The organism is Streptococcus cristatus ATCC 51100, from assembly GCF_000222765.1.
Classification (GTDB): Bacteria; Bacillota; Bacilli; order Lactobacillales; family Streptococcaceae; genus Streptococcus; species Streptococcus cristatus.
Map to the genome: position 1 here is coordinate 70,945 of NZ_AFUE01000006.1, position 24,012 is coordinate 94,956.

Below are 24,012 nucleotides of genomic sequence, written 5' to 3' on the forward strand. Positions count from 1 at the left end.
AAGAGAGGAAAAATGATGAGATTAGCAAATGGCATTGTATTAGATAAAGACACGACTTTTGGAGAATTGAAATTCTCTGCTCTACGTCGTGAAGTGAGAATCCAAAATGAAGACGGGTCGGTTTCAGATGAAATCAAGGAACGTACCTATGACTTAAAATCCAAAGGACAAGGACGCATGATTCAAGTAAGTATTCCTGCCAGCGTGCCTTTGAAAGAGTTTGATTATAACGCACGGGTGGAACTTATCAATCCCATTGCGGACACCGTTGCTACTGCCACCTATCAAGGAGCAGATGTTGACTGGTATATCAAGGCAGACGATATTGTGCTGACAAAGGATTCTAGTTCATTCAAAGCTCAACCACAAGCAAAGAAAGAACCGACACAAGACAAATAGTCGCTAGGTAGAAAGGAGACTTTTTCGCATGAAACAGCGTGGTAAAAGGATTCGCCCATCTGGTAAAGATTTAGTCTTTCATTTTACGATAGCGTCACTCCTGCCTGTTTTCCTGCTGGTTGTCGGACTGTTTCATGTGAAGACAATCCAGCAGATCAACTGGCAGGATTTTAACCTATCACAAGCAGATAAGATTGACATTCCCTATTTAATTATCAGTTTCAGTGTCGCAATTCTTATCTGCTTGCTGGTAGCGTTTGTATTCAAACGGGTTCGCTATGATACGGTTAAACAACTTTACCACCGTCAAAAACTGGCAAAGATGATACTTGAAAACAAGTGGTATGAATCTGAACAGGTCAAAACAGAGGGTTTCTTTAAAGATAGTGCTGGTCGTACAAAGGAAAAGATAACCTACTTCCCTAAAATGTATTATCGACTTAAAAATGGCTTGATACAGATACGGGTGGAAATCACGCTGGGAAAATATCAAGACCAACTCTTACACTTGGAAAAGAAATTAGAGAGTGGCTTGTACTGTGAGCTGACGGATAAAGAGTTAAAGGATTCCTATGTGGAATATACTTTGCTCTATGACACCATAGCCAGTCGTATTTCTATTGATGAAGTAGAAGCTAAAGATGGTAAACTTCGCTTAATGAAAAACGTATGGTGGGAATATGATAAGCTCCCTCATATGTTGATTGCTGGTGGTACAGGTGGCGGTAAAACTTACTTTATACTGACACTGATTGAAGCCTTGCTTCATACAGATTCAAAACTGTATATTCTTGACCCGAAAAATGCTGACCTTGCGGACTTAGGTTCTGTGATGGCAAATGTCTACTATAGAAAAGAAGACTTGCTTTCTTGCATTGAAACATTCTATGAAGAAATGATGAAACGTAGTGAGGAAATGAAGCAGATGAAGAACTATAAGACTGGCAAAAATTATGCTTACTTAGGTCTCCCGGCACACTTCTTAATCTTTGATGAATACGTCGCTTTCATGGAAATGCTGGGAACAAAAGAAAACACCGCAGTTATGAATAAGCTGAAACAGATTGTCATGTTAGGTCGTCAAGCTGGCTTCTTTCTAATACTGGCTTGTCAACGTCCAGACGCAAAATATTTAGGCGACGGAATCCGTGATCAGTTTAATTTCAGAGTGGCTTTAGGTCGTATGTCTGAAATGGGCTATGGCATGATGTTTGGCAGTGACGTACAAAAGGATTTCTTCTTAAAGCGAATCAAAGGTCGTGGCTATGTTGATGTAGGAACAAGTGTCATATCAGAGTTTTATACTCCCCTTGTACCAAAAGGATATGATTTCTTGGAGGAAATTAAAAAGTTATCCAACAGCAGACAGTCCACGCAGGCGACGTGCGAAGCGGAAGTCGCAGGTGTGGACTGATCTTGCTGGCTGGTGTGGCAATAGCCACGCCAGCACTTAACCCCCCGTATCTAACAGGGGGGTACAAATCGACAGGAAACAGTCAAAAAAACATTAGAAAATCCTTTGGTTACAAGGGATTTACAAAATTTCAGCGTATGTCAAATGGGCTTTAAAAGTTGACATACGCCTTTTTGATTGGAGGGATTTTTACTGAATGAACAAACTTGGTTACAGCATTTAAAAGAAAAACGCTTGGCTTATGGACTATCTCAAAACCGTTTAGCTGTTGCGACTGGTATTACAAGGCAGTATCTAAGCGATATTGAAACAGGAAAAGTCAAGCCATCAGAGGATTTACAGCAGTCCCTTTGGGAAGCTCTGGAACGCTTCAATCCCGACGCTCCCCTTGAAATGCTGTTTGATTATGTAAGGATTCGCTTTCCGACAACAGACGTACAGCAGGTGGTCGAAAACATCTTACAACTGAAACTGTCCTATTTTCTTCATGAGGACTATGGTTTCTATTCTTATTCAGAGCATTATGCTTTAGGCGACATATTCGTCCTTTGCTCCCATGAACTGGACAAAGGAGTTCTGGTGGAATTGAAAGGTCGTGGGTGCAGACAATTTGAAAGCTATCTTCTGGCACAACAAAGAAGCTGGTATGAGTTCTTTATGGACGTTTTGGTGGCTGGCGGTGTGATGAAACGCCTTGACCTTGCCATTAACGATAAGACAGGGATTTTGAATATCCCTGTACTCACTGAAAAGTGCCAACAGGAAGAATGTATCTCCGTCTTCCGCAGTTTTAAAAGCTATCGCAGTGGCGAACTGGTACGCAAAGAGGAAAAGGAATGTATGGGAAACACCCTCTATATCGGTTCATTACAAAGTGAAGTTTATTTCTGTATCTATGAAAAGGACTACGAGCAGTACAAGAAAAATGATATTCCCATTGAAGACGCAGAAGTAAAAAACCGTTTTGAGATTCGATTGAAAAATGAGCGTGCCTATTATGCAGTCCGTGATTTACTCGTCTATGACAATCCAGAGCATACCGCCTTTAAAATTATCAATCGGTATATCCGTTTTGTAGATAAAGACGATTCCAAACCTCGTTCTGATTGGAAACTGAATGAAGAATGGGCTTGGTTTATTGGGAACAATCGTGAACGATTAAAACTAACCACAAAACCAGAGCCTTACTCCTTCCAAAGGACGCTGAACTGGCTATCTCATCAAGTTGCCCCGACCTTAAAGGTTGCGATTAAACTTGATGAAATCAACCAGACGCAGGTTGTAAAAGACATTCTCGACCATGCGAAACTGACAGACCGACACAAGCAGATTTTGAAGCAACAGTCAGTAAAAGAACAGGACGTGATAACAACAAAAAATAACTCAAATACAAATTCATTGAATATAGAGAGGAGAACATTTTTATGAATTTTGGACAAAACCTTTATAACTGGTTTCTATCAAACGCTCAATCACTGGTGCTTTTAGCAATCGTTGTGATTGGCTTGTATCTTGGCTTCAAGCGTGAGTTTAGCAAACTGATTGGCTTTTTAATTATTGCGATTATTGCGGTTGGCTTAGTCTTCAACGCTGCTGGAGTAAAAGACATTTTACTAGAGCTATTCAATCGCATTATTGGTGCTTAAATAAAACCGTTCTTTTGTGGAATATAAGTGGTTTTCTTATGTTCCGCAAAGGAATGGTACACCAAACGAAGTGCGGTAGGGATTTTTGAATCTCTACAAAGAAAGGACGTGAATATATGGACGATATGCAAGTCTATATTGCGAATTTAGGCAAATACAATGAGGGCGAATTGGTCGGTGCGTGGTTTACCTTTCCCATTGACTTTGAGGAAGTCAAAGAGAAAATCGGCTTGAATGATGAATATGAGGAATACGCCATTCATGACTACGAGTTACCCTTTACGGTTGACGAATACACTTCCATTGGCGAACTCAATCGACTATGGGAAATGGTATCGGAATTACCCGAAGAATTACAATCGGAGCTATCTGCTCTGCTCACTCATTTTTCAAGCATTGAAGAACTAAGCGAACATCAAGAGGATATTATCATTCATTCCGATTGTGATGATATGTATGACGTGGCACGCTACTACATTGAAGAAACGGGTGCTTTAGGCGAAGTACCAGCTAGTCTTCAAAACTATATTGATTATCAAGCCTATGGTCGGGATTTAGACCTTTCAGGAACGTTTATCTCAACCAATCATGGGATTTTTGAAATCGTCTATTAAATCTGTCGGTACATTACTACTGGCAGATTTTCTATTTTACGGGGTGGCTCAATCAGCTACCCCTATTTTTTATGAAAGGATTGATTACATGAAGAAAATACGAAGCTATACCAGTATCTGGTCTGTGGAAAAGGTACTGTATTCTATCAATGATTTTAGACTTCCGTTTCCCATAACCTTTACGCAAATGACATGGTTTGTCGTGTCACTCTTTGCAGTGATGATACTTGGCAACTTGCCCCCTCTTTCCATGATAGAGGGAGCATTTCTCAAATACTTTGGGATTCCTGTGGCTTTCACATGGTTTATGTCTACAAAAACTTTTGATGGTAAAAAGCCTTATGGATTTTTGAAGTCTGTCATTGCTTATGCACTGCGACCAAAGCTGACCTATGCAGGAAAAAAAGTAACGCTTGGCAGAAACCAGCCACAAGAAGCCATTACAGCAGTTAGGAGTGAATTTTATGGCATATCCAATTAAATACATTGAAAACAATCTCGTCTGGAATAAAGACGGGGAATGTTATGCTTACTATGAGCTTGTTCCTTACAATTACTCATTTCTAAGTCCAGAACAGAAAATACAAGTGCATGATTCTTTCAGACAGCTTATCGCACAAAATCGTGATGGCAAAATTCATGCTTTACAAATCAGTACAGAATCCAGCATACGTTCTGCACAAGAGCGTTCCAAAAATGAAGTCACTGGCAAGCTCAAAGCGGTTGCCTATGACAAAATCGACCAACAGACAGACGCTTTAATATCCATGATTGGCGAAAATCAAGTGAACTACCGTTTCTTTATCGGCTTTAAGTTGCTTCTCAACGATCAGGAGTTTTCTATGAAAAGTCTTACCGTTGAAGCAAAAAATGCTTTGTCTGATTTTGTCTATGATGTGAACCATAAGCTGATGGGCGATTTTGTTAGTATGAGTAATGATGAAATCCTGCGTTTTCAGAAGATGGAAAAGCTCTTAGAAAATAAAATCTCTCGTCGTTTCAAAATCCGCAGGTTAGATAAGGACGACTTCGGCTATCTGATTGAACACCTTTACGGACAGACAGGCACTGCCTATGAAGAGTATGAGTACCATCTATCAAAGAAAAAGCTGGATAATGAAACGCTGATTAAATACTATGACTTGATTAAGCCTACTCGCTGTTTGGTGGAAGAAAAACAGCGATATTTGAAAATCCAGCAGGAAGATGAAACCGTCTATGTAGCTTACTTTACCATTAACAGCATTGTCGGAGAACTGGACTTCCCGTCCTCTGAAATCTTCTACTACCAGCAACAGCAATTTACATTCCCGATTGATACGTCAATGAATGTGGAAATTGTAGCGAATCGTAAAGCCCTATCTACTGTCCGCAATAAAAAGAAAGAACTGAAAGACTTGGATAACCACGCTTGGCAAAGTGATAATGAAACCAGCTCCAATGTGGCGGAAGCTCTGGAAAGTGTGAATGAGCTGGAAACCAATTTAGACCAAAGCAAGGAATCTATGTACAAGCTGTCTTATGTGGTAAGGGTATCAGCAAATGATCTTGACGAACTCAAACGTCGTTGTAATGAAGTGAAAGATTTTTATGACGATTTAAGCGTAAAACTGGTACGACCATTTGGGGATATGCTCGGCTTACATGAAGAATTTTTACCTGCCAGCAAGCGTTATATGAATGATTATATTCAATACGTGACCTCTGATTTCCTCGCTGGTTTAGGTTTTGGTGCTACTCAAATGCTGGGGGAAAATGAGGGGATTTATGTTGGCTACAGCTTAGATACTGGACGCAATGTCTATCTGAAACCTGCTCTTGCCAGTCAAGGGGTTAAGGGTTCAGTAACCAATGCGTTAGCGTCGGCTTTTGTTGGTTCGCTGGGTGGTGGTAAATCCTTTGCGAATAACCTTATCGTCTATTATGCGGTGCTTTATGGGGCACAAGCAGTGATTGTAGACCCAAAAGCAGAACGTGGCAGATGGAAAGAAACCTTGCCAGAGATTTCCCATGAAATCAATATCGTCACTCTGACTTCTGATGAGAAAAACAAAGGCTTACTTGACCCTTATGTGATTATGAAAAATCCCAAAGATTCTGAATCACTGGCTATTGATATTCTGACATTCCTTACGGGGATTTCCTCTCGTGATGGGGAACGCTTCCCAATCCTTAGAAAAGCCATTCGTGCAGTAACCAATAGTGAAGTACGAGGGTTGATGAAAGTGATTGAGGAATTACGGGTTGAGAATACGCCACTAAGTACCAGTATAGCCGACCATATCGAAAGTTTTACAGACTATGACTTTGCACATTTATTATTCAGTAATGGTTATGTGGAGCAGTCTATCAGCTTAGAAAAACAACTGAACATTATACAGGTTGCGGACTTGGTACTTCCCGACAAGGAAACTTCCTTTGAGGAATATACCACTATGGAGCTTTTATCCGTTGCTATGCTGATTGTCATTAGTACCTTTGCTTTAGACTTTATCCATACAGACCGAAGCATTTTCAAGATTGTAGATTTAGACGAAGCATGGAGCTTTTTACAGGTAGCACAAGGAAAAACACTATCTATGAAGCTGGTTCGGGCTGGTCGTGCTATGAACGCTGGGGTATATTTCGTGACCCAAAATACAGACGACCTCTTAGATGAAAAACTGAAAAATAACCTCGGCTTAAAATTTGCATTTCGTTCCACTGACCTTAACGAGATTAAAAAGACCTTAGCCTTTTTTGGTGTAGACCCAGAGGACGAAAACAATCAGAAGCGATTGCGTGATTTGGAAAACGGGCAATGCCTTATCAGTGATTTATATGGTCGTGTCGGTGTGATACAGTTCCACCCTGTATTTGAAGAACTGCTCCATGCCTTTGATACCAGACCACCTGTGCGAAAAGAGGTGTAAATGTGAAACCATCAATAGTAAACAGAATAAAATCAAACTGGACGCTGAAACGTCTAGGTAAAGTGGCAATGACAGTGGCTTTCACACTTGTGATTGCCATTTTTCTTTTAGCCATGCTGGGAACGGTGGTTCAAGCTGCGGGCTTGGTAGATGATACGGTCAATGTGGCAAATGAATACAGCCGATACCCACTTGAAAACTATCAACTGGATTTTTATGTGGATAATAGCTGGGGCTGGCTTCCGTGGAACTGGTCGGACGGGATTGGAAAACAGGTCATGTATGGACTATATGCCATTACCAATTTTATTTGGACAATCAGTTTGTATGTTTCCAATGCGACAGGTTACTTAGTACAGGAAGCCTATTCCTTAGACTTCATTTCCGCTACAGCAGATTCCATTGGTAAGAATATGCAGACCTTAGCTGGTGTGAGTGCAAACGGATTTTCAACAGAGGGTTTCTATGTTGGATTCCTCTTACTCTTGATTTTGGTTCTTGGGGTTTATGTTGCCTATACGGGACTGATAAAGAGAGAAACCACAAAGGCAATTCATGCCATTATGAATTTTGTGCTGGTGTTTATCCTATCGGCTTCCTTTATTGCCTACGCTCCCGACTACATTAAAAAAATCAATGACTTTTCATCAGACATCAGTAATGCCAGTTTATCACTTGGCACGAAGATTGTCATGCCCCATTCCGATAGTCAAGGCAAGGACAGCGTGGACTTAATCAGAGATAGCCTGTTTTCCATACAGGTTCAGCAACCGTGGCTACTGCTTCAATACAACAGTTCAGACATTGAAAGTATCGGTATTGACCGTGTGGAAAGCCTGCTCTCCACCAGCCCAGATTCCAACAATGGCGAAGACAGAGAAAAAATTGTTGCGGAAGAAATTGAAGACAGAAGCAATACCAATCTAACCATTACAAAGACCATTAACCGTTTAGGTACAGTCTTCTTCCTATTTGTCTTCAATATTGGGATTTCCATATTTGTATTCCTATTAACAGGAATCATGATTTTCTCGCAGGTACTTTTTATCATCTATGCTATGTTTCTGCCTGTGAGCTTTATTTTAAGCATGATTCCATCATTTGATGGTATGTCAAAACGAGCCATAACAAAGCTCTTTAATACCATTTTGACACGAGCTGGAATCACATTGATTATTACGACAGCATTTAGTATTTCAACCATGCTCTATACCTTATCGGCTGGTTATCCGTTCTTTTTGATTGCTTTTCTACAGATTGTGACCTTTGCAGGAATCTACTTCAAGCTGGGCGATTTAATGAGTATGTTTTCTCTACAGAGTAACGATTCTCAAAGTGTGGGAAGTCGTGTGATGAGAAAACCTCGTATGCTTATGCACGCTCACATGCACCGTCTACAGCGGAAACTTGGACGTTCCATGACTACTCTAGGGGCTGGGTCTGCCATTGTTACAGGTAAAAAAGGACAGTCGGGTTCGGGGAGTTCTGCAAGGACACAAGCAGATCACTCCCGACCAGACGGAAAGGAAAAATCAACACTTGGAAAACGTATCGGTCAAACCATCGGTACAGTAGCTGATACCAAAGACAGAATGGTAGACACTGCTAGTGGTTTGAAAGAACAGGTTAAAGATTTGCCGACCAATGCAAGATATGCAGTATATCAAGGAAAATCCAAAGTAAAAGAGAATGTCCGTGATTTAACCAGTAGTATTTCTCAAACCAAAGCGGACAGAGCCAGTGGACGCAAGGAACAGCAGGAACAAAGGCGAAAAACCATTGCGAAGCGTCGCTCTGAAATGGAACAGGTCAAACAGAAAAAACAGCCTGCTTCTTCTGTTCATGAAAGACCGACTACAAGACAAGAACAATATCATGATGAACAGACCTCAAAACAGTCTAATATTCAGACTTCATATAAGGAATCTCAACAAGCCAAACAAGAGCGTCCAGCAGTTAAGTCCGATTTTTCAAGTCCAAAAGTGGAACGCCAAGGCAATACCGTTCAAGAAAAAACCGTTCAAAAGCCAGCAACTTCAACCACTACAGCAGATAGAACTTCACAACGTCCAATCACAAAAGAACGTCCGTCTACTGTTCAAAGAGTACCACTACAAAATACAAGAAGTAGACCACCAATCAAAACCGCCACCATTAAGAAAGTCGGTAAGAAACCATGAAGTTGAAAACTTTAGTGATTGGTGGTTCTGGATTATTCTTGATGGTCTTCTCACTGCTTCTGTTTGTTGCCATTTTATTTTCAGATGAACAGGACAGCGGAATTTCCAATATTCATTATGGAGGTGTGAATGTTTCCGCAGAAGTGCTGGCTCATAAGCCTATGGTAGAAAAATATGCCAAAGAATATGGCGTTGAAGAATATGTCAACATACTTCTTGCGATTATACAGGTGGAATCGGGCGGTACTGCGGAAGATGTTATGCAGTCCTCGGAATCCCTCGGTCTTCCACCTAATTCATTGAGTACAGAAGAATCCATTAAGCAAGGTGTGAAGTATTTCAGTGAATTATTAGCCAGTAGCGAAAGGCTCAGTGTAGATTTAGAATCGGTTATCCAGTCCTACAATTATGGTGGTGGTTTCTTAGGGTATGTGGCTAATCGTGGAAATAAATATACCTTTGAACTGGCTCAAAGTTTCTCAAAAGAGTATTCAGGTGGCGAAAAAGTGTCTTACCCCAATCCCATAGCCATACCTATCAATGGGGGCTGGCGATACAACTATGGCAATATGTTTTATGTGCAACTGGTAACGCAGTATCTTGTCACAACAGAGTTTGATGATGATACGGTACAAGCCATCATGGACGAAGCACTGAAATATGAGGGCTGGCGATACGTTTACGGTGGAGCTTCCCCGACTACTTCTTTTGATTGTAGCGGACTGACACAATGGACGTATGGAAAAGCTGGAATTAACTTACCACGAACCGCACAACAGCAATATGATGTGACCCAGCATATCCCACTATCGGAAGCACAAGCTGGCGATTTGGTTTTCTTTCATTCTACCTATAACGCTGGCTCTTATATTACTCATGTTGGGATATACCTTGGCAATAACCGTATGTTTCATGCAGGCGACCCAATCGGTTATGCCGACTTAACAAGCCCCTACTGGCAACAGCATTTAGTGGGAGCAGGACGAATCAAACAATGAGAAAGGAAGATTTAATGATGAAATTTAGAAAAAATCAGAATAAAGAAAAACAGATACCAAAGGAAAAGAAACCTCGTGTCTACTATAAGGTCAATCCTCATAAAAAGGTTGTGATTGCCTTGTGGGTACTTTTAGGGCTTAGTTTCAGCTTTGCGATATTCAAGCACTTTACAGCTATAGATACTCATACTATTCACGAAACAACTATCATAGAAAAGGAATACGTTGATACTCATCATGTAGAAAATTTTGTAGAGAACTTTGCGAAAGTCTACTATTCATGGGAGCAATCCGATAAGTCCATTGATAATCGAATGGAAAGTCTAAAAGGCTATCTGACAGATGAACTTCAAGCTCTCAATGTTGATACAGTACGCAAAGATATTCCTGTATCGTCTTCTGTAAGAGGATTTCAGATATGGACGGTAGAGCCAACTGGCGACAATGAGTTTAATGTAACCTACAGTGTAGACCAGCTCATTACAGAGGGAGAAAATACAAAGACCGTCCACTCTGCTTATATAGTGAGTGTCTATGTAGATGGTTCTGGAAATATGGTACTGGTTAAGAATCCGACCATTACCAACATACCTAAGAAATCAAGTTATAAACCAAAAGCCATTGAAAGTGAGGGGACGGTTGATTCCATTACAACCAATGAAATCAATGAGTTTTTAACGACGTTCTTCAAGCTCTATCCTACAGCGACAGCCAGTGAACTTTCCTACTATGTGAATGACGGGATATTAAAACCAATCGGAAAAGAGTACATCTTTCAAGAACTGGTAAATCCTATTCACAATCGTAAGGATAATCAAGTCACGGTATCGCTGACAGTGGAGTATATCGACCAGCAGACCAAAGCAACGCAGGTATCTCAATTTGATTTGGTACTTGAAAAGAACGGGAGTAATTGGAAGATTATAGAATAACAAATATTGGTACATTATTACAGCTATTTTGTAATCACGTACTCTCTTTGATAAAAAATTGGAGATTCCTTTACAAATATGCTCTTACGTGCTATAATTTAAGTATCTATTTAAAAGGAGTTAATAAATATGCGGCAAGGTATTCTTAAATAAACTGTCAATTTGATAGCGGGAACAAATAATTAGATGTCCTTTTTTAGGAGGGCTTAGTTTTTTGTACCCAGTTTAAGAATACCTTTATCATGTGATTCTAAAGTATCCAGAGAATATCTGTATGCTTTGTATACCTATGGTTATGCATAAAAATCCCAGTGATAAAGTATTTATCACTGGGATTTTTATGCCCTTTTGGGTTTTTGAATGGAGGAAAATCACATGAAAATTATTAATATTGGAGTTTTAGCTCATGTTGATGCAGGAAAAACTACCTTAACAGAAAGCTTATTATATAACAGTGGAGCGATTACAGAATTAGGAAGCGTGGACAAAGGTACAACGAGGACGGATAATACGCTTTTAGAACGTCAGAGAGGAATTACAATTCAGACAGGAATAACCTCTTTTCAGTGGGAAAATACGAAGGTGAACATCATAGACACGCCAGGACATATGGATTTCTTAGCAGAAGTATATCGTTCATTATCAGTTTTAGATGGGGCAATTCTACTGATTTCTGCAAAAGATGGCGTACAAGCACAAACTCGTATATTATTTCATGCACTTAGGAAAATGGGGATTCCCACAATCTTTTTTATCAATAAGATTGACCAAAATGGAATTGATTTATCAACGGTTTATCAGGATATTAAAGAGAAACTTTCTGCCGAAATTGTAATCAAACAGAAGGTAGAACTGTATCCTAATATGTGTGTGACGAACTTTACCGAATCTGAACAATGGGATACGGTAATAGAGGGAAACGATGACCTTTTAGAGAAATATATGTCCGGTAAATCATTAGAAGCATTGGAACTCGAACAAGAGGAAAGCATAAGATTTCAGAATTGTTCTCTGTTCCCTGTTTATCACGGAAGTGCAAAAAGTAATATAGGGATTGATAACCTTATAGAAGTGATTACGAATAAATTTTATTCATCAACACATCGAGGTCCGTCTGAACTTTGCGGAAATGTTTTCAAAATTGAGTATTCGGAAAAAAGACAGCGTCTTGCATATATACGTCTTTATAGTGGCGTACTGCATTTGCGAGATTCGGTTAGAATATCGGAAAAGGAAAAATAAAAATTACAGAAATGTATACTTCAATAAATGGTGAATTATGTAAAATCGATAAGGCTTATTCCGGGGAAATTGTTATTTTGCAGAATGAGTTTTTGAAGTTAAATAGTGTTCTTGGAGATACAAAACTATTGCCACAGAGAAAAAAGATTGAAAATCCGCACCCTCTACTACAAACAACTGTTGAACCGAGTAAACCTGAACAGAGAGAAATGTTGCTTGATGCCCTTTTGGAAATCTCAGATAGTGATCCGCTTCTACGATATTACGTGGATTCTACGACACATGAAATTATACTTTCTTTCTTAGGGAAAGTACAAATGGAAGTGATTAGTGCACTGTTGCAAGAAAAGTATCATGTGGAGATAGAACTAAAAGAGCCTACAGTCATTTATATGGAGAGACCGTTAAAAAATGCAGAATATACCATTCACATCGAAGTGCCGCCAAATCCTTTCTGGGCTTCCATTGGTCTATCTGTAGCACAGCTTCCATTAGGGAGCGGAGTACAGTATGAGAGCTCGGTTTCTCTTGGATACTTAAATCAATCGTTTCAAAATGCAGTTATGGAGGGGATACGCTATGGCTGTGAACAAGGATTGTATGGTTGGAATGTGACGGACTGTAAAATCTGTTTTAAGTATGGCTTATACTATAGCCCTGTTAGTACCCCAGCAGATTTTCGGATGCTTGCTCCTATTGTATTGGAACAAGTCTTAAAAAAAGCTGGAACAGAATTGTTAGAGCCATATCTTAGTTTTAAAATTTATGCGCCACAGGAATATCTTTCACGAGCATACAACGATGCTCCTAAATATTGTGCGAACATCGTAGACACTCAATTGAAAAATAATGAGGTCATTCTTAGTGGAGAAATCCCTGCTCGGTGTATTCAAGAATATCGTAGTGATTTAACTTTCTTTACAAATGGACGTAGTGTTTGTTTAACAGAGTTAAAAGGGTACCATGTTACTACCGGTGAACCTGTTTGCCAGCCCCGTCGTCCAAATAGTCGGATAGATAAAGTACGATATATGTTCAATAAAATAACTTAGTGTATTTTATGTTGTTATATAAATATGGTTTCTTGTTAAATAAGATGAAATATTTTTTAATAAAGATTTGAATTAAAGTGTAAAGGAGGAGATAGTTATTATAAACTACAAGTGGATATTGTGTCCTGTATGTGGAAATAAAACACGATTAAAGATAAGGGAAGATACTGAATTAAAAAAATTCCCCCTCTATTGTCCGAAATGCAGACAAGAAAATTTAATTGAAATAAAGCAGTTCAAAGTAACTGTGATTACAGAGCCAGACGCAAAGACGCAGAGCCGATAAAATGAGATTAATACAATCTCATTTTATCGGCTCTTTCCGTTATGTATGGATTCTTTTAATTAGTCTTCGATGTTTCTTGCTTCGTTGATACCGCTGGCTAAAGATTCCATTAAGGATAGTTCTTTGTCTGTAAAGCTATCCATGTATTTCTCTATCTGTAATCGTCGGGTGCTTTTTACCAAGTTATTAGCAGGTAAGAAAAATTCATCAACGGAAACATGAAGTAACGATACAAGGTCATAAAGAACTTGTATGCTGGGGTGTTGCCCTTTATTTTCAATATTAGTTAAGTACCGTGGGTCAATTTCAATCAATGCTCCCACTTGTTCACGAGTTAAACCTCGTTTCAATCGAGCTTCTTTAATGGCTAAACCAAAGGCTCTAAAATCATATTTATCTTCTTTTTTACGCATAGTAGACCACCTCTATACATTTTATTGTCCCTACTGAATTAAAAACAGGTATAGAAAAACGTGTTATATGGTTTATAGGTTTATATTTAATAAAAAGCACTACTAAACGCCAATAAAAAAACCGTTATATGGTAGTGCTATTTACGCTGTTAAAATATTGTATATTACTTCCAAATGGCGGTTTGTTGGAGGTCAACGTCGCCATGAAGTACATCATATACAATAAATTTCCTTACATTGGGTTCTTGTCAAAAAAAGTCGTCTATCTGCAATAGATAAGTACGTCCACCAATGTGGTTTTATAAATCATATAGATAGAATAACAGAAGCATGTAAACAGAGAAATAAATCTGTTTATATGCTTTTTTGGCTATTCAGAACTTTTTTACAAAGTTTATTTATCAGTAATGCAACAAATCCCCCTTTCACATTGGGACTAAGAGTGAAAGGAGATAAACGAGCAAGGCTCACTTCCTTTCCTAGACAGAAAGGGGGTGAGAAACATGAAACCATCTTCTTTTCAGACCACAATAGAAAATCAGTTTGACTATATCTGTAAACGTGCTATGGAAGACGAGCGAAAGAATTATATGCTTTATCTTTCAAGGATTGCAAAGCGTGAGGTGTCCTTTTCGGATGTTGGCGATTATCTTGTTAGCCAGTTTGCGACAACAGATAACTATTCAACTGACTTTCAGATTTTTACACTCAATGGGTTATCAGTAGGCGTTGAAAATGATTTGTTGAGTGAAGCATTACGTGAGTTGCCAGACAAGAAACGTGAAATTCTACTGCTGTTTTACTTTATGGACATGAGCGATTCAGAAATTGCAGACCTGTTGAAATTGAACCGTTCTACTGTCTATCGGCATAGAACCAGTGGACTAGCCTTAATTAAAAAGTTTATGGAGGAATTTGAAGAATGAAAACACAATATCCTATGATTCCCTTTCCTCTCATTGTAAAGGCAACAGATGGCGATACCGAAGCGATTAACCAGATTCTACATCATTACAGAGGGTACATAACGAAGCGTTCCCTACGACTTATGAAAGATGAATATGGCAATCAAAGTATGGTCGTTGATGAAGTCTTACGTGGAAGAATGGAAACCAGACTGATTACAAAGATTTTGTCATTTGAAATTAAGTAATATCCTCTCTCCTTTCGTGGAAGCGTGCTAAACCATTCCACGCTTCCCGAACAGGGAGGTTTGTTATTCCACCAAAGCATATTGAGCTTTCAATGTGTTTTGATAGGCTAACGAGCCATTGTTCTTTGAAAACTGAATAAAAGTAATCGAATACGTTTCGATAAGAAAAGAGCCAACGGAACTAACCGCCATGACCTATCTTATAAAGATAGCGAGCGATTCATGTTAGTGATCCGAGAAGCAATCTTTAGCAGGATTGCCTGCAACGACATTCTTATCGTGATAATGATACTCCCATACAGTCAATAGTCCGAGCGTGATAAAACCGTCGCAGGCAATGAGTATGGCTACATGAGAACCATGCAGGGGTGGAACTCCCGTGAGCTTTGCTAAAGCTGTTCGATTGCTGGTAAAACAACTTTTATGAAATCCAAATAAGTGATTTGGAAAGGAGGATTTTATGAAGCAGACTGACATTCCTATTTGGGAACGTTATACCCTAACCATTGAAGAAGCGTCAAAATATTTTCGTATTGGCGAAAACAAGCTACGACGCTTGGCAGAGGAAAATAAAAATGCAAATTGGCTGATTATGAATGGCAATCGTATTCAGATTAAACGAAAACAATTTGAAAAAATTATAGATACATTGGACGCAATCTAGCGTCGCCAAAGGGTCTTGTATATGATAAAATAGTATTAAGTCGTATCAAGGCTCTTTCCATAAAGGAAAGGAGCAAATGCCATGTCAGAAAAAAGACGTGACAATAAAGGTCGAATCTTAAAGACTGGAGAGAGCCAACGAAAAGACGGAAGATACTTATACAAATATATAGATTCATTTGGAGAACCGCAATTTGTTTACTCGTGGAAACTTGTGGCTACAGACCGAGTACCAGCAGGAAAGCGTGATTGTATCTCACTTAGAGAGAAAATCGCAGAGTTACAGAAAGACATTCATGATGGTATTGATGTTGTAGGAAAGAAAATGACACTCTGCCAGCTTTACGCAAAACAGAACGCTCAAAGACCAAAGGTTAGAAAAAACACTGAAACTGGACGCAAATATCTTATGGATATTTTGAAGAAAGACAAGTTAGGTGTAAGAAGTATTGACAGTATTAAGCCATCAGACGCTAAAGAATGGGCTATTAGAATGAGTGAAAATGGTTATGCTTATCAAACCATCAATAACTACAAACGTTCTTTAAAGGCTTCATTCTATATTGCTATACAAGATGATTGTGTTCGGAAGAATCCATTTGACTTTCAACTGAAAGCAGTTCTTGATGATGATACTGTCCCTAAGACCGTACTAACAGAAGAACAGGAAGAAAAACTGTTAGCCTTTGCAAAAGCTGATAAAACCTACAGCAAAAATTATGATGAAATTCTGATACTCTTAAAAACAGGTCTTCGTATTTCAGAGTTTGGTGGTTTGACACTTCCAGATTTAGATTTTGAGAATCGTCTTGTCAATATAGACCATCAGCTATTGAGAGATACTGAAATTGGGTACTACATTGAAACACCAAAGACCAAAAGTGGCGAACGTCAAGTTCCTATGGTTGAAGAAGCCTATCAAGCATTTAAGCGAGTGTTAGCGAATCGAAAGAATGATAAGCGTGTTGAGATTGATGGATATAGTGATTTCCTCTTTCTTAATAGAAAGAACTATCCAAAAGTGGCAAGTGATTACAACGGCATGATGAAAGGTCTTGTTAAGAAATACAATAAGTATAACGAGGATAAATTGCCACACATCACTCCACATAGTTTGCGACATACATTCTGTACCAACTATGCAAATGCAGGAATGAATCCAAAGGCATTACAGTACATTATGGGACATGCTAATATAGCCATGACGCTGAACTATTACGCACATGCAACATTCGATTCTGCAATGGCAGAAATGAAACGCTTGAATAAAGAGAAGCAACAGGAGCGTCTTGTTGCTTAGTAGTACAAATGAATTTACTACTTATTTACCACTTCTGACAGCTAAGACATGAGGAAATATGCAAAGAAACGTGAAGTATCTTCCTACAGTAAAAATACTCGAAAGCACATAGAATAAGGCTTTACGTGCATTTAAGAAAATATAAAAAGATAATTAGAAATTTATACTTTGTTTCAAATAAAAAAGATGACTTACTGAACCTGTAAGCCACCTAATCAGTCGGTTTATTCTGGTGTCTGCCACCGCTTGGCCCGTACGTCCAAGATTGCTATCGGATTTTGTTCTGGTGTCCGCCACCGCTTGGCCCTTATGTCCAAGATTACTATCAGATTGACCATGAGCCGACCACTCATTTATAGACATATTGTATCTTTAAATAGCTACAATTTCAAGTGTAAACTCTTCTATTTGGTCGTATAAGCAAAACTGATGGCACTATCTGCTTGAGAGATTTTTCTAAAGGTATAGTTTGGGTTGCCACCATAGTTGGTTTCGGACACGAGGAAAGAACCATCATCATAGACCTTCTCGACAAAAGCCACATGACCGTAGATAGCTGGTGTGCCATGTGTACCTCCTACAAAAGAAACAATAGCACCTGCTCTTGGTGTAGAGCCCGTTTCCCCACCAAGACTTGAAGCTGTCGCAACCCAGTCCTGACCATTTCCCATGGTATTAATGATTGAAATCTTCTCTCCATTACTTCCTTTTAATTTTAAGCCTAATTGATTCATACGAGCCGCCACACCCCATGTACATTGTCCATAGGCATAGGCCATACCATCTCCACCACCAGGAACAGAATGATCATACAAATCCCCACGAACACCTTCAAGGGATTGCGGGTCACTCTTTGCCTGTCCTCCATTTGTTTGGCTAAAGCCTTTTTCAATTTGGTAATACCATTCCGTTGCTCTGGTTTGTCTTTCCAGTAGTTTGTCACCAGAATTTCCCTCCCAATAGGTGAGGAAGAGTTGGGCTAGATTGGCTGCACTGCCCGTATTTCCAAAGAAATCCTTTAACCAACTTTGATAGTAAGGACTATCCCCATGAAGCATAAAATCAAGTTGGAGGGCTAAATCATACCACTTCTTATTTTTGCTATGTGCATAATTCAACAAGGCCGTGTGACGTGTTGACCCATCTGCGGTATCTGTCCATTGCCCTAAACCTAGACCTCTATGAAGAATATTAGGATAAGCACCACTATAAATGGCTGGACCTCCAATCGCTAACCAGCTTTCATCATCCCATGAGGAATCGGTAGCGCCAACTGGAGGAGATAAATAATCTCCCTCAGCTCGTTTAGGATTGATAGAAGACTCTACCGACCAATTTCCTAAAATAGCCGCAATGGCTTGGGGACTTGCCCCTTGAGATTTCAAAAACTCATAAATATGTTTTGCTCGTTCAAACTCATCCCCACCAAACTGACCAATGGCAGGTAAGATAGTGGTCTGAAGTTGAATGACTTTGGGAAAATAAAATTGCGGATTGACATACACCAATTTTTCTTTCTTGTTCTTATACTTTTGATAGGAAACTTTCAAACCTGTATCGTCTGGTGTTTCACCAATAATATCACCCGTTAGGACTCTTGTCCCCTCAATCGCACGGCCATTATGGATTGAATATAAGGTTAAACGACTCTCATTCTCTCCTTTTCCGTTAGTGAGAATTATATTGTCACCATCTAGTGATACGACCCCATCCATTGGTGCGACAATCGTTTGGTGAGCCTTCGCTTCTAGTAGAATGTACTCCTGAAGAGTAGGTTTTCCGTCTAAATCATAGTATCCATAACGATAAATCATGGTTAGACTATCTTCGTTGCTTTTCCCCTCAAATGGATTGTCCAATTCCTGCATGGAAGCATAGACACCTTCTTCTTTTAGTTCCTTCATTTCCTCTTGATCGTCTTTCGATAGTTTATACTTAGGAGTTTCATAAAGGTCTTGCATGGATTTCAAATCATCCCCATCGTTTAAATCATGCCACAAAGTAGACAGATAATCCTTGTAAGTTTCGGAACTAAATAAGTGAACTGGTTTGTTTAACTCATAGTCATGGAATTTAAAGTTCATATACCCCATCACATCATCAACTTTTGTGTAATAAGTAATTCCTTTGTCATTTGTGCGAGTATGTTCTGCATCTTCCCAAGTTAGGTGGGTATAAGCTTTTGTTAATTCAAATTCATCTTGTTGAATCAAACTAGCAGATGAAAATCCTAAAAAGAAGCTCATCATAAGTAAGAGAAGAAAGACTAATCCTCCAACTATCCATGTTGCAGGATTTCCAGCCGCAAATGTAAAGAAGGAAAAGGCTGCTTTTAGTTTTTGATAGATATTTCGGACACTTGTAAGACCTTGTTTCTTTAATTTTCGAAACCGATTCTTAAAGGAACTTGGGTTATCTTTCGCTAGTTTCCATCCTTTTCCATCCTTAAAATGATAGTATCGCTCTTTTGTGTTGGTCAGTCTTTTCTTGGTAAAACGACCTGTTGCTTGTCCTGTTTTGACACTAGCTTTCCCAATGTTATAAGAAAGCCGACTGTAGCGTTTCCCTTTTCTAATGGTCTCTTGAAGTGTGCGATAGCCTTCTAAATCTTCATTTTCTGAAGCTAACTCTCCTCCTTCACGTCCAAGGACATAAAGAAAAGTTTTGGCTTTCCTACTGACTTTTTTGGACTTATAGGCTTGTTTAGTAGATTTTAGATTCTCCTTTGCGGCCTTGACTTCTTTCTTAGCTTTTAATTCTTCTAAACTCTTCCCTTGAAAGAAAAAATTAGATTTATGTTTCAGTTCCTGACCATAGAGAAATTTTTGATTGGTTTTTCTTTCTTTACGACGCTCTTTTCTTTCTTCTTTTGACTGTGCCTTTGCTTCCTTAAACTGCTTCTTGGCTATTTTCATTCGTTTCCTAGCATGAGGCAACCGTCTGTCTCTTAATTCTTTCCGATTCAAAAAAGATGGAGGACTATTTTGAAGAATATGATTGTAGTCTTCATTTGCTTGTTTTACTCTAGCCTTTGAAGCTTCTCTCATCTCCTCTAGCTTTCCTTTTATCTCTTTTTTCCATGCTTTTTCATCCAGTACAGCGGAATCTTTTTTCTGTTTCTTCACCTCCTTCTTTCCTTGTTTCAAGAATTTCTTCTCATCTTTTAGGCTTCTTCTAAATGCCTTTCGGGCACGTATGATTTCTCTTTTATCCTTCATTTACCTTCCCCTTAATTAGAAGCCATTTTATCAGGATCCGTACTCATGATATCAAACAATTGAGTACCTTGAGGAATCTTATTTTTAAAGGGAACGACAACTGAACCAGCTTTTATTAGTCCAGCCCCTTTTTCTGGATTGACCAGGTATTTTTCGAGTTCTTTTGACAAACCTAAGAGTTGAACCAATTCTTCTCGGTCATTTTTTGCTTGCTTGAGGAGAATCATAAATTCACTATTGGCAATAATCCGTCTACCATTTGGATCTAACAATAAGGTTTCGACGTTTTGAGTTATTCCAGTCGGACTAGCTCCATATTTTCTGACACGACTCCACAATTTAAAGAAGAAGTCACTAGCATATTTATCTAATAAGAGAAGCTGCATTTCATCAAAATAAATCCAGGTCTTCTTCCCTAATTTTTGGTTCCGAACGACACGATTCCATATCTGATCAAAAACCACCATAAGGGCGATTTGTTTCAGCTCATCTCCTAACTTCTTAACGTTATAAATCAAGAAATTAGATCCTGTCTGAATATTGGTCTTATGAGAAAAAATATCAAGAGAACCTTCGACATATAGTTCCATATCAAGTGCCAAATTCTGCGCTTCTTCTTCTGGTTGTTGACTCAAGACAAAAACCCATTCTTCCAAAGAAGGCTCTTTAAATGACTGATAGGTCAGTCTGGTGACTCGGTCAATAATCGATTTTTCTCTTCCATCCATTTTCCTATCCAATAACTTGCCGATAAAGGATAAAAGAAATTCTGATTTTACCTTTACAGGATCTTCATCCATATTTTCTTCAGACAAGTCAAGGACATTGAGATAGGTTTGGGAATCTGGCGCAATATCAATCATTTCTCCACCAAAAGCTCGTCCTATAACACTGTATTCTGCTTCTGGATCCACGATGATAATTTCAGTATTTTCACCAGATTCCTTGATTTTGGTCGTGATAATTTCATGCTTGGTTGCCATCCCTTTCCCAGCTCCAGATGTTCCTAAAATCAGACCAGACGGTGTATTTAATAGGCTTCGATCAATGGTAATAATATTACTTGATATTTGATTGATACCGTAATATTTCCCACTGCGGTCTTGTAAGTCTACTGAAGTCCATGGAGAGTTCACTGCTACATTAGATGTTAATAAACTCCGTGATACCCCCTCTAAAAAATCACAACCAAATGGCAGCAAACTATTAAAGGCTGCTTCTTGCATATATGGAAGTTTATCAATCATTAGGTCATTTGAGCCGGCCACTTGTTGAATCGTATCTAGTGCTTGTTTGAGTTCTTCTTCATCCTGACCAAAGACCCCAATCAAGAAGACCGTTTGAAACAGTTTATCACCTGTCTCGGTCATGGTTTTTAAAAGTTCTTCAGCTTCATCGATATTACTTTCTAATACATGACCTACTTTTTCCAAATAGATACCTGTACGAGCTAGTTTTTGTTGTTCCCCAATCTTTTGGGATTCCATCAAGGTCTTCTTTGTTCGTAGTTTCTTCATGGCATCTGCCTTGGTCGAACTTTGAGCATGGAGGCTCACAATCAATTCCAAATCTCCTTGCATGAGGTCTCGAATAAACTGATCCCCTAATTCCATACCGTAGTCTCTCACATAGACAATTTGCAATAAGCGGTCATTGATTTGTATGTAATTCTTGTTTTTAAAATCCAAGAGATTAGGTGCTATGAAGTGACGAGTTGTCTGACCAGATCTCGTTAAATCACGGTAAGAAAAAGGAAGATGGTGTTCTCCTCTAAGCATATCCGCCAACAAGTTCACACGTTCTTCTCCAGCCAAGGATTCAAAGCGAGCGTCAATTTCTGAAAAGCCACTCTTGAAATATTCTCCAATTTGAGACAAGGAACGATAGGCTTGTTTTGGATTAGAATCCTTTCTACCAAAACTAATCAGTTTCACAGCTGAAAAGTTATTTTCACCACTGTCTAAATTCTGATTCATCATCCGATTCAATTCTTTACGATAGCTATCATACCCATCTTCTTTTTCCTCATACAAAACACTTTGTCTAAACTTTTCTAAATTCAATCTTTTATTAAAGATAGTCAATTGGAAGTTAGTTTGATCATCTAGGGAGTTAATCAAATCAGAATACTTCTCAATGATTGCGCCTTTATCTTCTAAACCAACGGTCTGGTAATTGACATCACCAAGTAAATAGCTTTGTGAGAAATAATCTTCTTTTACCTGCATTAGACCATTTTGATACAGGGCTTGATAAGAGAGAGTATTAGCCGTAGAGGGTAACACTTCCTCTTTTTTCCCTTTAACTTCTTTCTTTTTATTAGTCATTGAAGTTTTTTGTTTCTTTAATGTATTTGATTTTCTTTTCATGTTCAAGTCCTTTCTTTCCTGTAATTGTGCGTAGAGGAACCGTTAATTCAAAATGAAGACGGTATTTCAAATAATGTTCAAAATATAAATCATTGGGTTTATAGACTCCAAAAAGCATGAGGGGAATGGTAAAGGCAAACACAAAACCGTAAACAAACCAATCTCCAAATTGCCAGAAAAAGAGATTCAAGCCCAAAACAATAATTGTGACAATAAAGGCTGGTAAAACAAAGATGATTTGTCTTGTGGTGAAACCTAACCAAGCCCTGTGTTGGTATTTTGAGATGTCTTTAAAGACACGTGTATTCATGACTTTCCTTTCTAAAAAGGCTAAGAAGCAATCACTTCCTAGCCTTTATCTAATTACATACCTAAAATTGAGCGAGCCGTACGTTGAGAACCAACGAGGGCAATAATCAGTAAGATAGCTTGTACCAAACTACCAAACATAATCGCAAGTGATTGCAAGACTCCTGCACCATTTGAAACAGCTATTTTCCCAGCAGATTCAAACAAAGGAACAAGAGAAACAATCAGAAAAATAAGAACCCCTTGTACCGCATAGACCATAATATTTTTTAAATAGCCAATACCAATAGACTTCCATTCATCACTTAAAAATGTTGGAATCGTAAGAGGGGCAAATGGAATCATAAGGTAGAGTTGAATAAATCGAATAGATACCAAAAGATTGACCATGGCTGCACTTACTATCCGAACTAGCCAAATGAGGAGGGCGAAAAAGCCCACAATCATCCGGCCAATAAATCCTGAACCTTTTAATCCAGAGATTGTATCATACTTTGCCCCACCGTGAGCCACAATCGAGGCCACTTGTTCAATGGCGTGACTCGCAATACCGATGATAGCTTCTACAATGACGGTAGTGTTGGTAATTACAACTGCGACCATAATATAACTAATCAACATCGGCGCTAATGCTTCAAAGGTCATCGCTCCACCTGAGTTAGCAATTTTCTTTGCCATCTTCGAAAATTCTAAGATGAGAACAACTGATAAAATCGCAACTCCAAGAGGTTGCATGACACTTTTAGTAATACTAGACATATAAGTCCAAACGGTTGGATTGTAGCTAGATAGGGATTTAATCAGATCTACCGTAGATTGTAAATCCACATTAAATCCTTCAAATAAATTTTCAGCTGATATTTTTTCAGATGCAAGGTAAACAAAGGGTGAGACTAAACTAAGATTCATGTC

Annotated in this window: 21 protein-coding genes and 1 pseudogene; 17 read left to right on the forward strand and 5 right to left on the reverse strand. The window is 38.8% G+C overall.

Annotation, left to right across the window (positions count from 1 at the left end):
- Positions 1–12: 12 nt before the first annotated feature.
- The 13 genes and pseudogenes from HMPREF9960_RS03815 (at position 13) to HMPREF9960_RS10005 (ending at position 13,675) form a co-directional block, all read left to right on the forward strand.
- Positions 13–399: a YdcP family protein gene (locus HMPREF9960_RS03815; protein WP_000985015.1), complete on the forward strand. Its 387-nt coding sequence runs from the start codon at positions 13–15 to the stop codon at positions 397–399.
- A 28-nt stretch (positions 400–427) separates the two neighbouring features.
- On the forward strand, positions 428–1,813 hold the full coding sequence (locus HMPREF9960_RS03820; protein WP_000813488.1) for an FtsK/SpoIIIE domain-containing protein: 1,386 nt from the start codon (positions 428–430) through the stop codon (positions 1,811–1,813).
- Positions 1,814–1,990: 177 nt separating this feature from the next.
- The gene (mobT, locus tag HMPREF9960_RS03825) at positions 1,991–3,241 is read left to right on the forward strand and encodes a MobT family relaxase (RefSeq protein WP_001825267.1); all 1,251 of its coding nucleotides are present in this window, start codon (positions 1,991–1,993) and stop codon (positions 3,239–3,241) included.
- Positions 3,238–3,459: a hypothetical protein gene (locus HMPREF9960_RS03830; RefSeq protein WP_001009056.1), complete on the forward strand. Its 222-nt coding sequence runs from the start codon at positions 3,238–3,240 to the stop codon at positions 3,457–3,459. Before mobT ends, HMPREF9960_RS03830 begins: the two co-directional genes overlap by 4 nt.
- Positions 3,460–3,575: 116 nt before the next feature.
- Positions 3,576–4,073 carry an antirestriction protein ArdA gene (locus tag HMPREF9960_RS03835; RefSeq protein ID WP_000342539.1) on the forward strand — a complete coding sequence of 166 codons (498 nt, stop codon included), beginning with the start codon at positions 3,576–3,578 and terminating at the stop codon, positions 4,071–4,073.
- 88 nt (positions 4,074–4,161) lie between these two features.
- A complete protein-coding gene (locus tag HMPREF9960_RS03840) occupies positions 4,162–4,554 on the forward strand; it encodes a conjugal transfer protein (RefSeq protein ID WP_000723888.1) in 393 nt (130 codons plus the stop codon).
- A complete protein-coding gene (tcpF, locus tag HMPREF9960_RS03845) occupies positions 4,538–6,985 on the forward strand; it encodes a conjugal transfer ATPase TcpF (RefSeq protein WP_000331160.1) in 2,448 nt (815 codons plus the stop codon). The genes HMPREF9960_RS03840 and tcpF overlap by 17 nt, the downstream gene beginning before the upstream one ends.
- A gap of 2 nt (positions 6,986–6,987) precedes the next feature.
- Positions 6,988–9,165: a CD3337/EF1877 family mobilome membrane protein gene (locus HMPREF9960_RS03850; protein ID WP_000804748.1), complete on the forward strand. Its 2,178-nt coding sequence runs from the start codon at positions 6,988–6,990 to the stop codon at positions 9,163–9,165.
- A complete protein-coding gene (locus tag HMPREF9960_RS03855) occupies positions 9,162–10,163 on the forward strand; it encodes a bifunctional lytic transglycosylase/C40 family peptidase (RefSeq protein ID WP_000769868.1) in 1,002 nt (333 codons plus the stop codon). Before HMPREF9960_RS03850 ends, HMPREF9960_RS03855 begins: the two co-directional genes overlap by 4 nt.
- On the forward strand, positions 10,160–11,095 hold the full coding sequence (locus HMPREF9960_RS03860; RefSeq protein WP_001224320.1) for a conjugal transfer protein: 936 nt from the start codon (positions 10,160–10,162) through the stop codon (positions 11,093–11,095). The genes HMPREF9960_RS03855 and HMPREF9960_RS03860 overlap by 4 nt, the downstream gene beginning before the upstream one ends.
- Before the next feature lie 289 nt (positions 11,096–11,384).
- Complete coding sequence (locus HMPREF9960_RS11115; RefSeq protein ID WP_438270153.1) at positions 11,385–11,474, forward strand: hypothetical protein; 90 nt, start codon at positions 11,385–11,387, stop codon at positions 11,472–11,474.
- Positions 11,471–13,389: pseudogene (gene tet(M), locus HMPREF9960_RS10775) on the forward strand (tetracycline resistance ribosomal protection protein Tet(M)). The gene HMPREF9960_RS11115 and the pseudogene tet(M) overlap by 4 nt, the downstream one beginning before the upstream one ends.
- A gap of 118 nt (positions 13,390–13,507) precedes the next feature.
- Positions 13,508–13,675, forward strand: coding sequence for a cysteine-rich KTR domain-containing protein (locus tag HMPREF9960_RS10005; protein WP_000336323.1), 168 nt, complete (start codon positions 13,508–13,510; stop codon positions 13,673–13,675).
- Between the two features lie 59 nt (positions 13,676–13,734).
- On the opposite strand, the gene HMPREF9960_RS03875 is transcribed toward HMPREF9960_RS10005, so the two are convergent.
- Positions 13,735–14,088 (reverse strand): helix-turn-helix transcriptional regulator, encoded by a 354-nt coding sequence (locus HMPREF9960_RS03875; RefSeq protein WP_001227347.1) that lies wholly within the window; start codon positions 14,086–14,088, stop codon positions 13,735–13,737.
- 503 nt (positions 14,089–14,591) lie between these two features.
- On the opposite strand from HMPREF9960_RS03875, the gene HMPREF9960_RS03880 reads away from it, so the two are divergent.
- The 4 genes from HMPREF9960_RS03880 (at position 14,592) to HMPREF9960_RS03895 (ending at position 17,204) form a co-directional block, all read left to right on the forward strand.
- On the forward strand, positions 14,592–15,014 hold the full coding sequence (locus tag HMPREF9960_RS03880) for a sigma-70 family RNA polymerase sigma factor (RefSeq protein WP_000804885.1): 423 nt from the start codon (positions 14,592–14,594) through the stop codon (positions 15,012–15,014).
- Entirely contained in the window at positions 15,011–15,241 is a 231-nt protein-coding gene (locus HMPREF9960_RS03885; protein ID WP_000857133.1) for a helix-turn-helix domain-containing protein, read from the forward strand. The genes HMPREF9960_RS03880 and HMPREF9960_RS03885 overlap by 4 nt, the downstream gene beginning before the upstream one ends.
- A gap of 460 nt (positions 15,242–15,701) precedes the next feature.
- On the forward strand, positions 15,702–15,905 hold the full coding sequence (locus HMPREF9960_RS03890; RefSeq protein ID WP_000814511.1) for an excisionase: 204 nt from the start codon (positions 15,702–15,704) through the stop codon (positions 15,903–15,905).
- Between the two features lie 81 nt (positions 15,906–15,986).
- On the forward strand, positions 15,987–17,204 hold the full coding sequence (locus HMPREF9960_RS03895) for a tyrosine-type recombinase/integrase (protein ID WP_001291561.1): 1,218 nt from the start codon (positions 15,987–15,989) through the stop codon (positions 17,202–17,204).
- A gap of 404 nt (positions 17,205–17,608) precedes the next feature.
- Here HMPREF9960_RS03895 and HMPREF9960_RS03900 read toward each other — a convergent pair whose 3' ends face one another.
- Genes HMPREF9960_RS03900 through HMPREF9960_RS03915 form a run of 4 tightly spaced genes read right to left on the reverse strand, consistent with a single transcriptional unit; the run spans position 17,609 to position 24,009 of the window.
- On the reverse strand, positions 17,609–20,422 hold the full coding sequence (locus HMPREF9960_RS03900) for a phage tail tip lysozyme (RefSeq protein WP_005589914.1): 2,814 nt from the start codon (positions 20,420–20,422) through the stop codon (positions 17,609–17,611).
- 11 nt (positions 20,423–20,433) lie between these two features.
- Positions 20,434–22,791: a VirB4-like conjugal transfer ATPase, CD1110 family gene (locus HMPREF9960_RS03905; protein ID WP_174263564.1), complete on the reverse strand. Its 2,358-nt coding sequence runs from the start codon at positions 22,789–22,791 to the stop codon at positions 20,434–20,436.
- Entirely contained in the window at positions 22,742–23,101 is a 360-nt protein-coding gene (locus HMPREF9960_RS03910) for a PrgI family protein (protein ID WP_005589911.1), read from the reverse strand. The genes HMPREF9960_RS03905 and HMPREF9960_RS03910 overlap by 50 nt, the downstream gene beginning before the upstream one ends.
- 53 nt (positions 23,102–23,154) lie before the next feature.
- Positions 23,155–24,009, reverse strand: coding sequence for a VirB6/TrbL-like conjugal transfer protein, CD1112 family (locus HMPREF9960_RS03915; RefSeq protein WP_001054257.1), 855 nt, complete (start codon positions 24,007–24,009; stop codon positions 23,155–23,157).
- Between the last annotated feature and the right edge of the window lie 3 nt (positions 24,010–24,012).

Excerpts from the sequence above, each read along its gene's own strand:
- HMPREF9960_RS03815 (WP_000985015.1), top strand. The coding sequence starts at position 13 with ATGATGAGATTAGCAAATGGCATTGTATTAGATAAAGACACGACTTTT.
- HMPREF9960_RS03820 (WP_000813488.1), top strand. The coding sequence starts at position 428 with ATGAAACAGCGTGGTAAAAGGATTCGCCCATCTGGTAAAGATTTAGTC.
- HMPREF9960_RS03830 (WP_001009056.1), top strand. The coding sequence starts at position 3,238 with ATGAATTTTGGACAAAACCTTTATAACTGGTTTCTATCAAACGCTCAA.
- HMPREF9960_RS03835 (WP_000342539.1), top strand. The coding sequence starts at position 3,576 with ATGGACGATATGCAAGTCTATATTGCGAATTTAGGCAAATACAATGAG.
- HMPREF9960_RS03840 (WP_000723888.1), top strand. The coding sequence starts at position 4,162 with ATGAAGAAAATACGAAGCTATACCAGTATCTGGTCTGTGGAAAAGGTA.
- tcpF (WP_000331160.1), top strand. The coding sequence starts at position 4,538 with ATGGCATATCCAATTAAATACATTGAAAACAATCTCGTCTGGAATAAA.
- HMPREF9960_RS03855 (WP_000769868.1), top strand. The coding sequence starts at position 9,162 with ATGAAGTTGAAAACTTTAGTGATTGGTGGTTCTGGATTATTCTTGATG.
- HMPREF9960_RS03860 (WP_001224320.1), top strand. The coding sequence starts at position 10,160 with ATGAGAAAGGAAGATTTAATGATGAAATTTAGAAAAAATCAGAATAAA.
- HMPREF9960_RS11115 (WP_438270153.1), top strand. The coding sequence starts at position 11,385 with ATGGTTATGCATAAAAATCCCAGTGATAAAGTATTTATCACTGGGATT.
- HMPREF9960_RS03875 (WP_001227347.1), bottom strand. The coding sequence starts at position 14,088 with ATGCGTAAAAAAGAAGATAAATATGATTTTAGAGCCTTTGGTTTAGCC.
- HMPREF9960_RS03880 (WP_000804885.1), top strand. The coding sequence starts at position 14,592 with ATGAAACCATCTTCTTTTCAGACCACAATAGAAAATCAGTTTGACTAT.
- HMPREF9960_RS03885 (WP_000857133.1), top strand. The coding sequence starts at position 15,011 with ATGAAAACACAATATCCTATGATTCCCTTTCCTCTCATTGTAAAGGCA.
- HMPREF9960_RS03890 (WP_000814511.1), top strand. The coding sequence starts at position 15,702 with ATGAAGCAGACTGACATTCCTATTTGGGAACGTTATACCCTAACCATT.
- HMPREF9960_RS03895 (WP_001291561.1), top strand. The coding sequence starts at position 15,987 with ATGTCAGAAAAAAGACGTGACAATAAAGGTCGAATCTTAAAGACTGGA.
- HMPREF9960_RS03900 (WP_005589914.1), bottom strand. The coding sequence starts at position 20,422 with ATGAAGGATAAAAGAGAAATCATACGTGCCCGAAAGGCATTTAGAAGA.
- HMPREF9960_RS03905 (WP_174263564.1), bottom strand. The coding sequence starts at position 22,791 with ATGAAAAGAAAATCAAATACATTAAAGAAACAAAAAACTTCAATGACT.
- HMPREF9960_RS03910 (WP_005589911.1), bottom strand. The coding sequence starts at position 23,101 with ATGAATACACGTGTCTTTAAAGACATCTCAAAATACCAACACAGGGCT.
- HMPREF9960_RS03915 (WP_001054257.1), bottom strand. The coding sequence starts at position 24,009 with ATGAATCTTAGTTTAGTCTCACCCTTTGTTTACCTTGCATCTGAAAAA.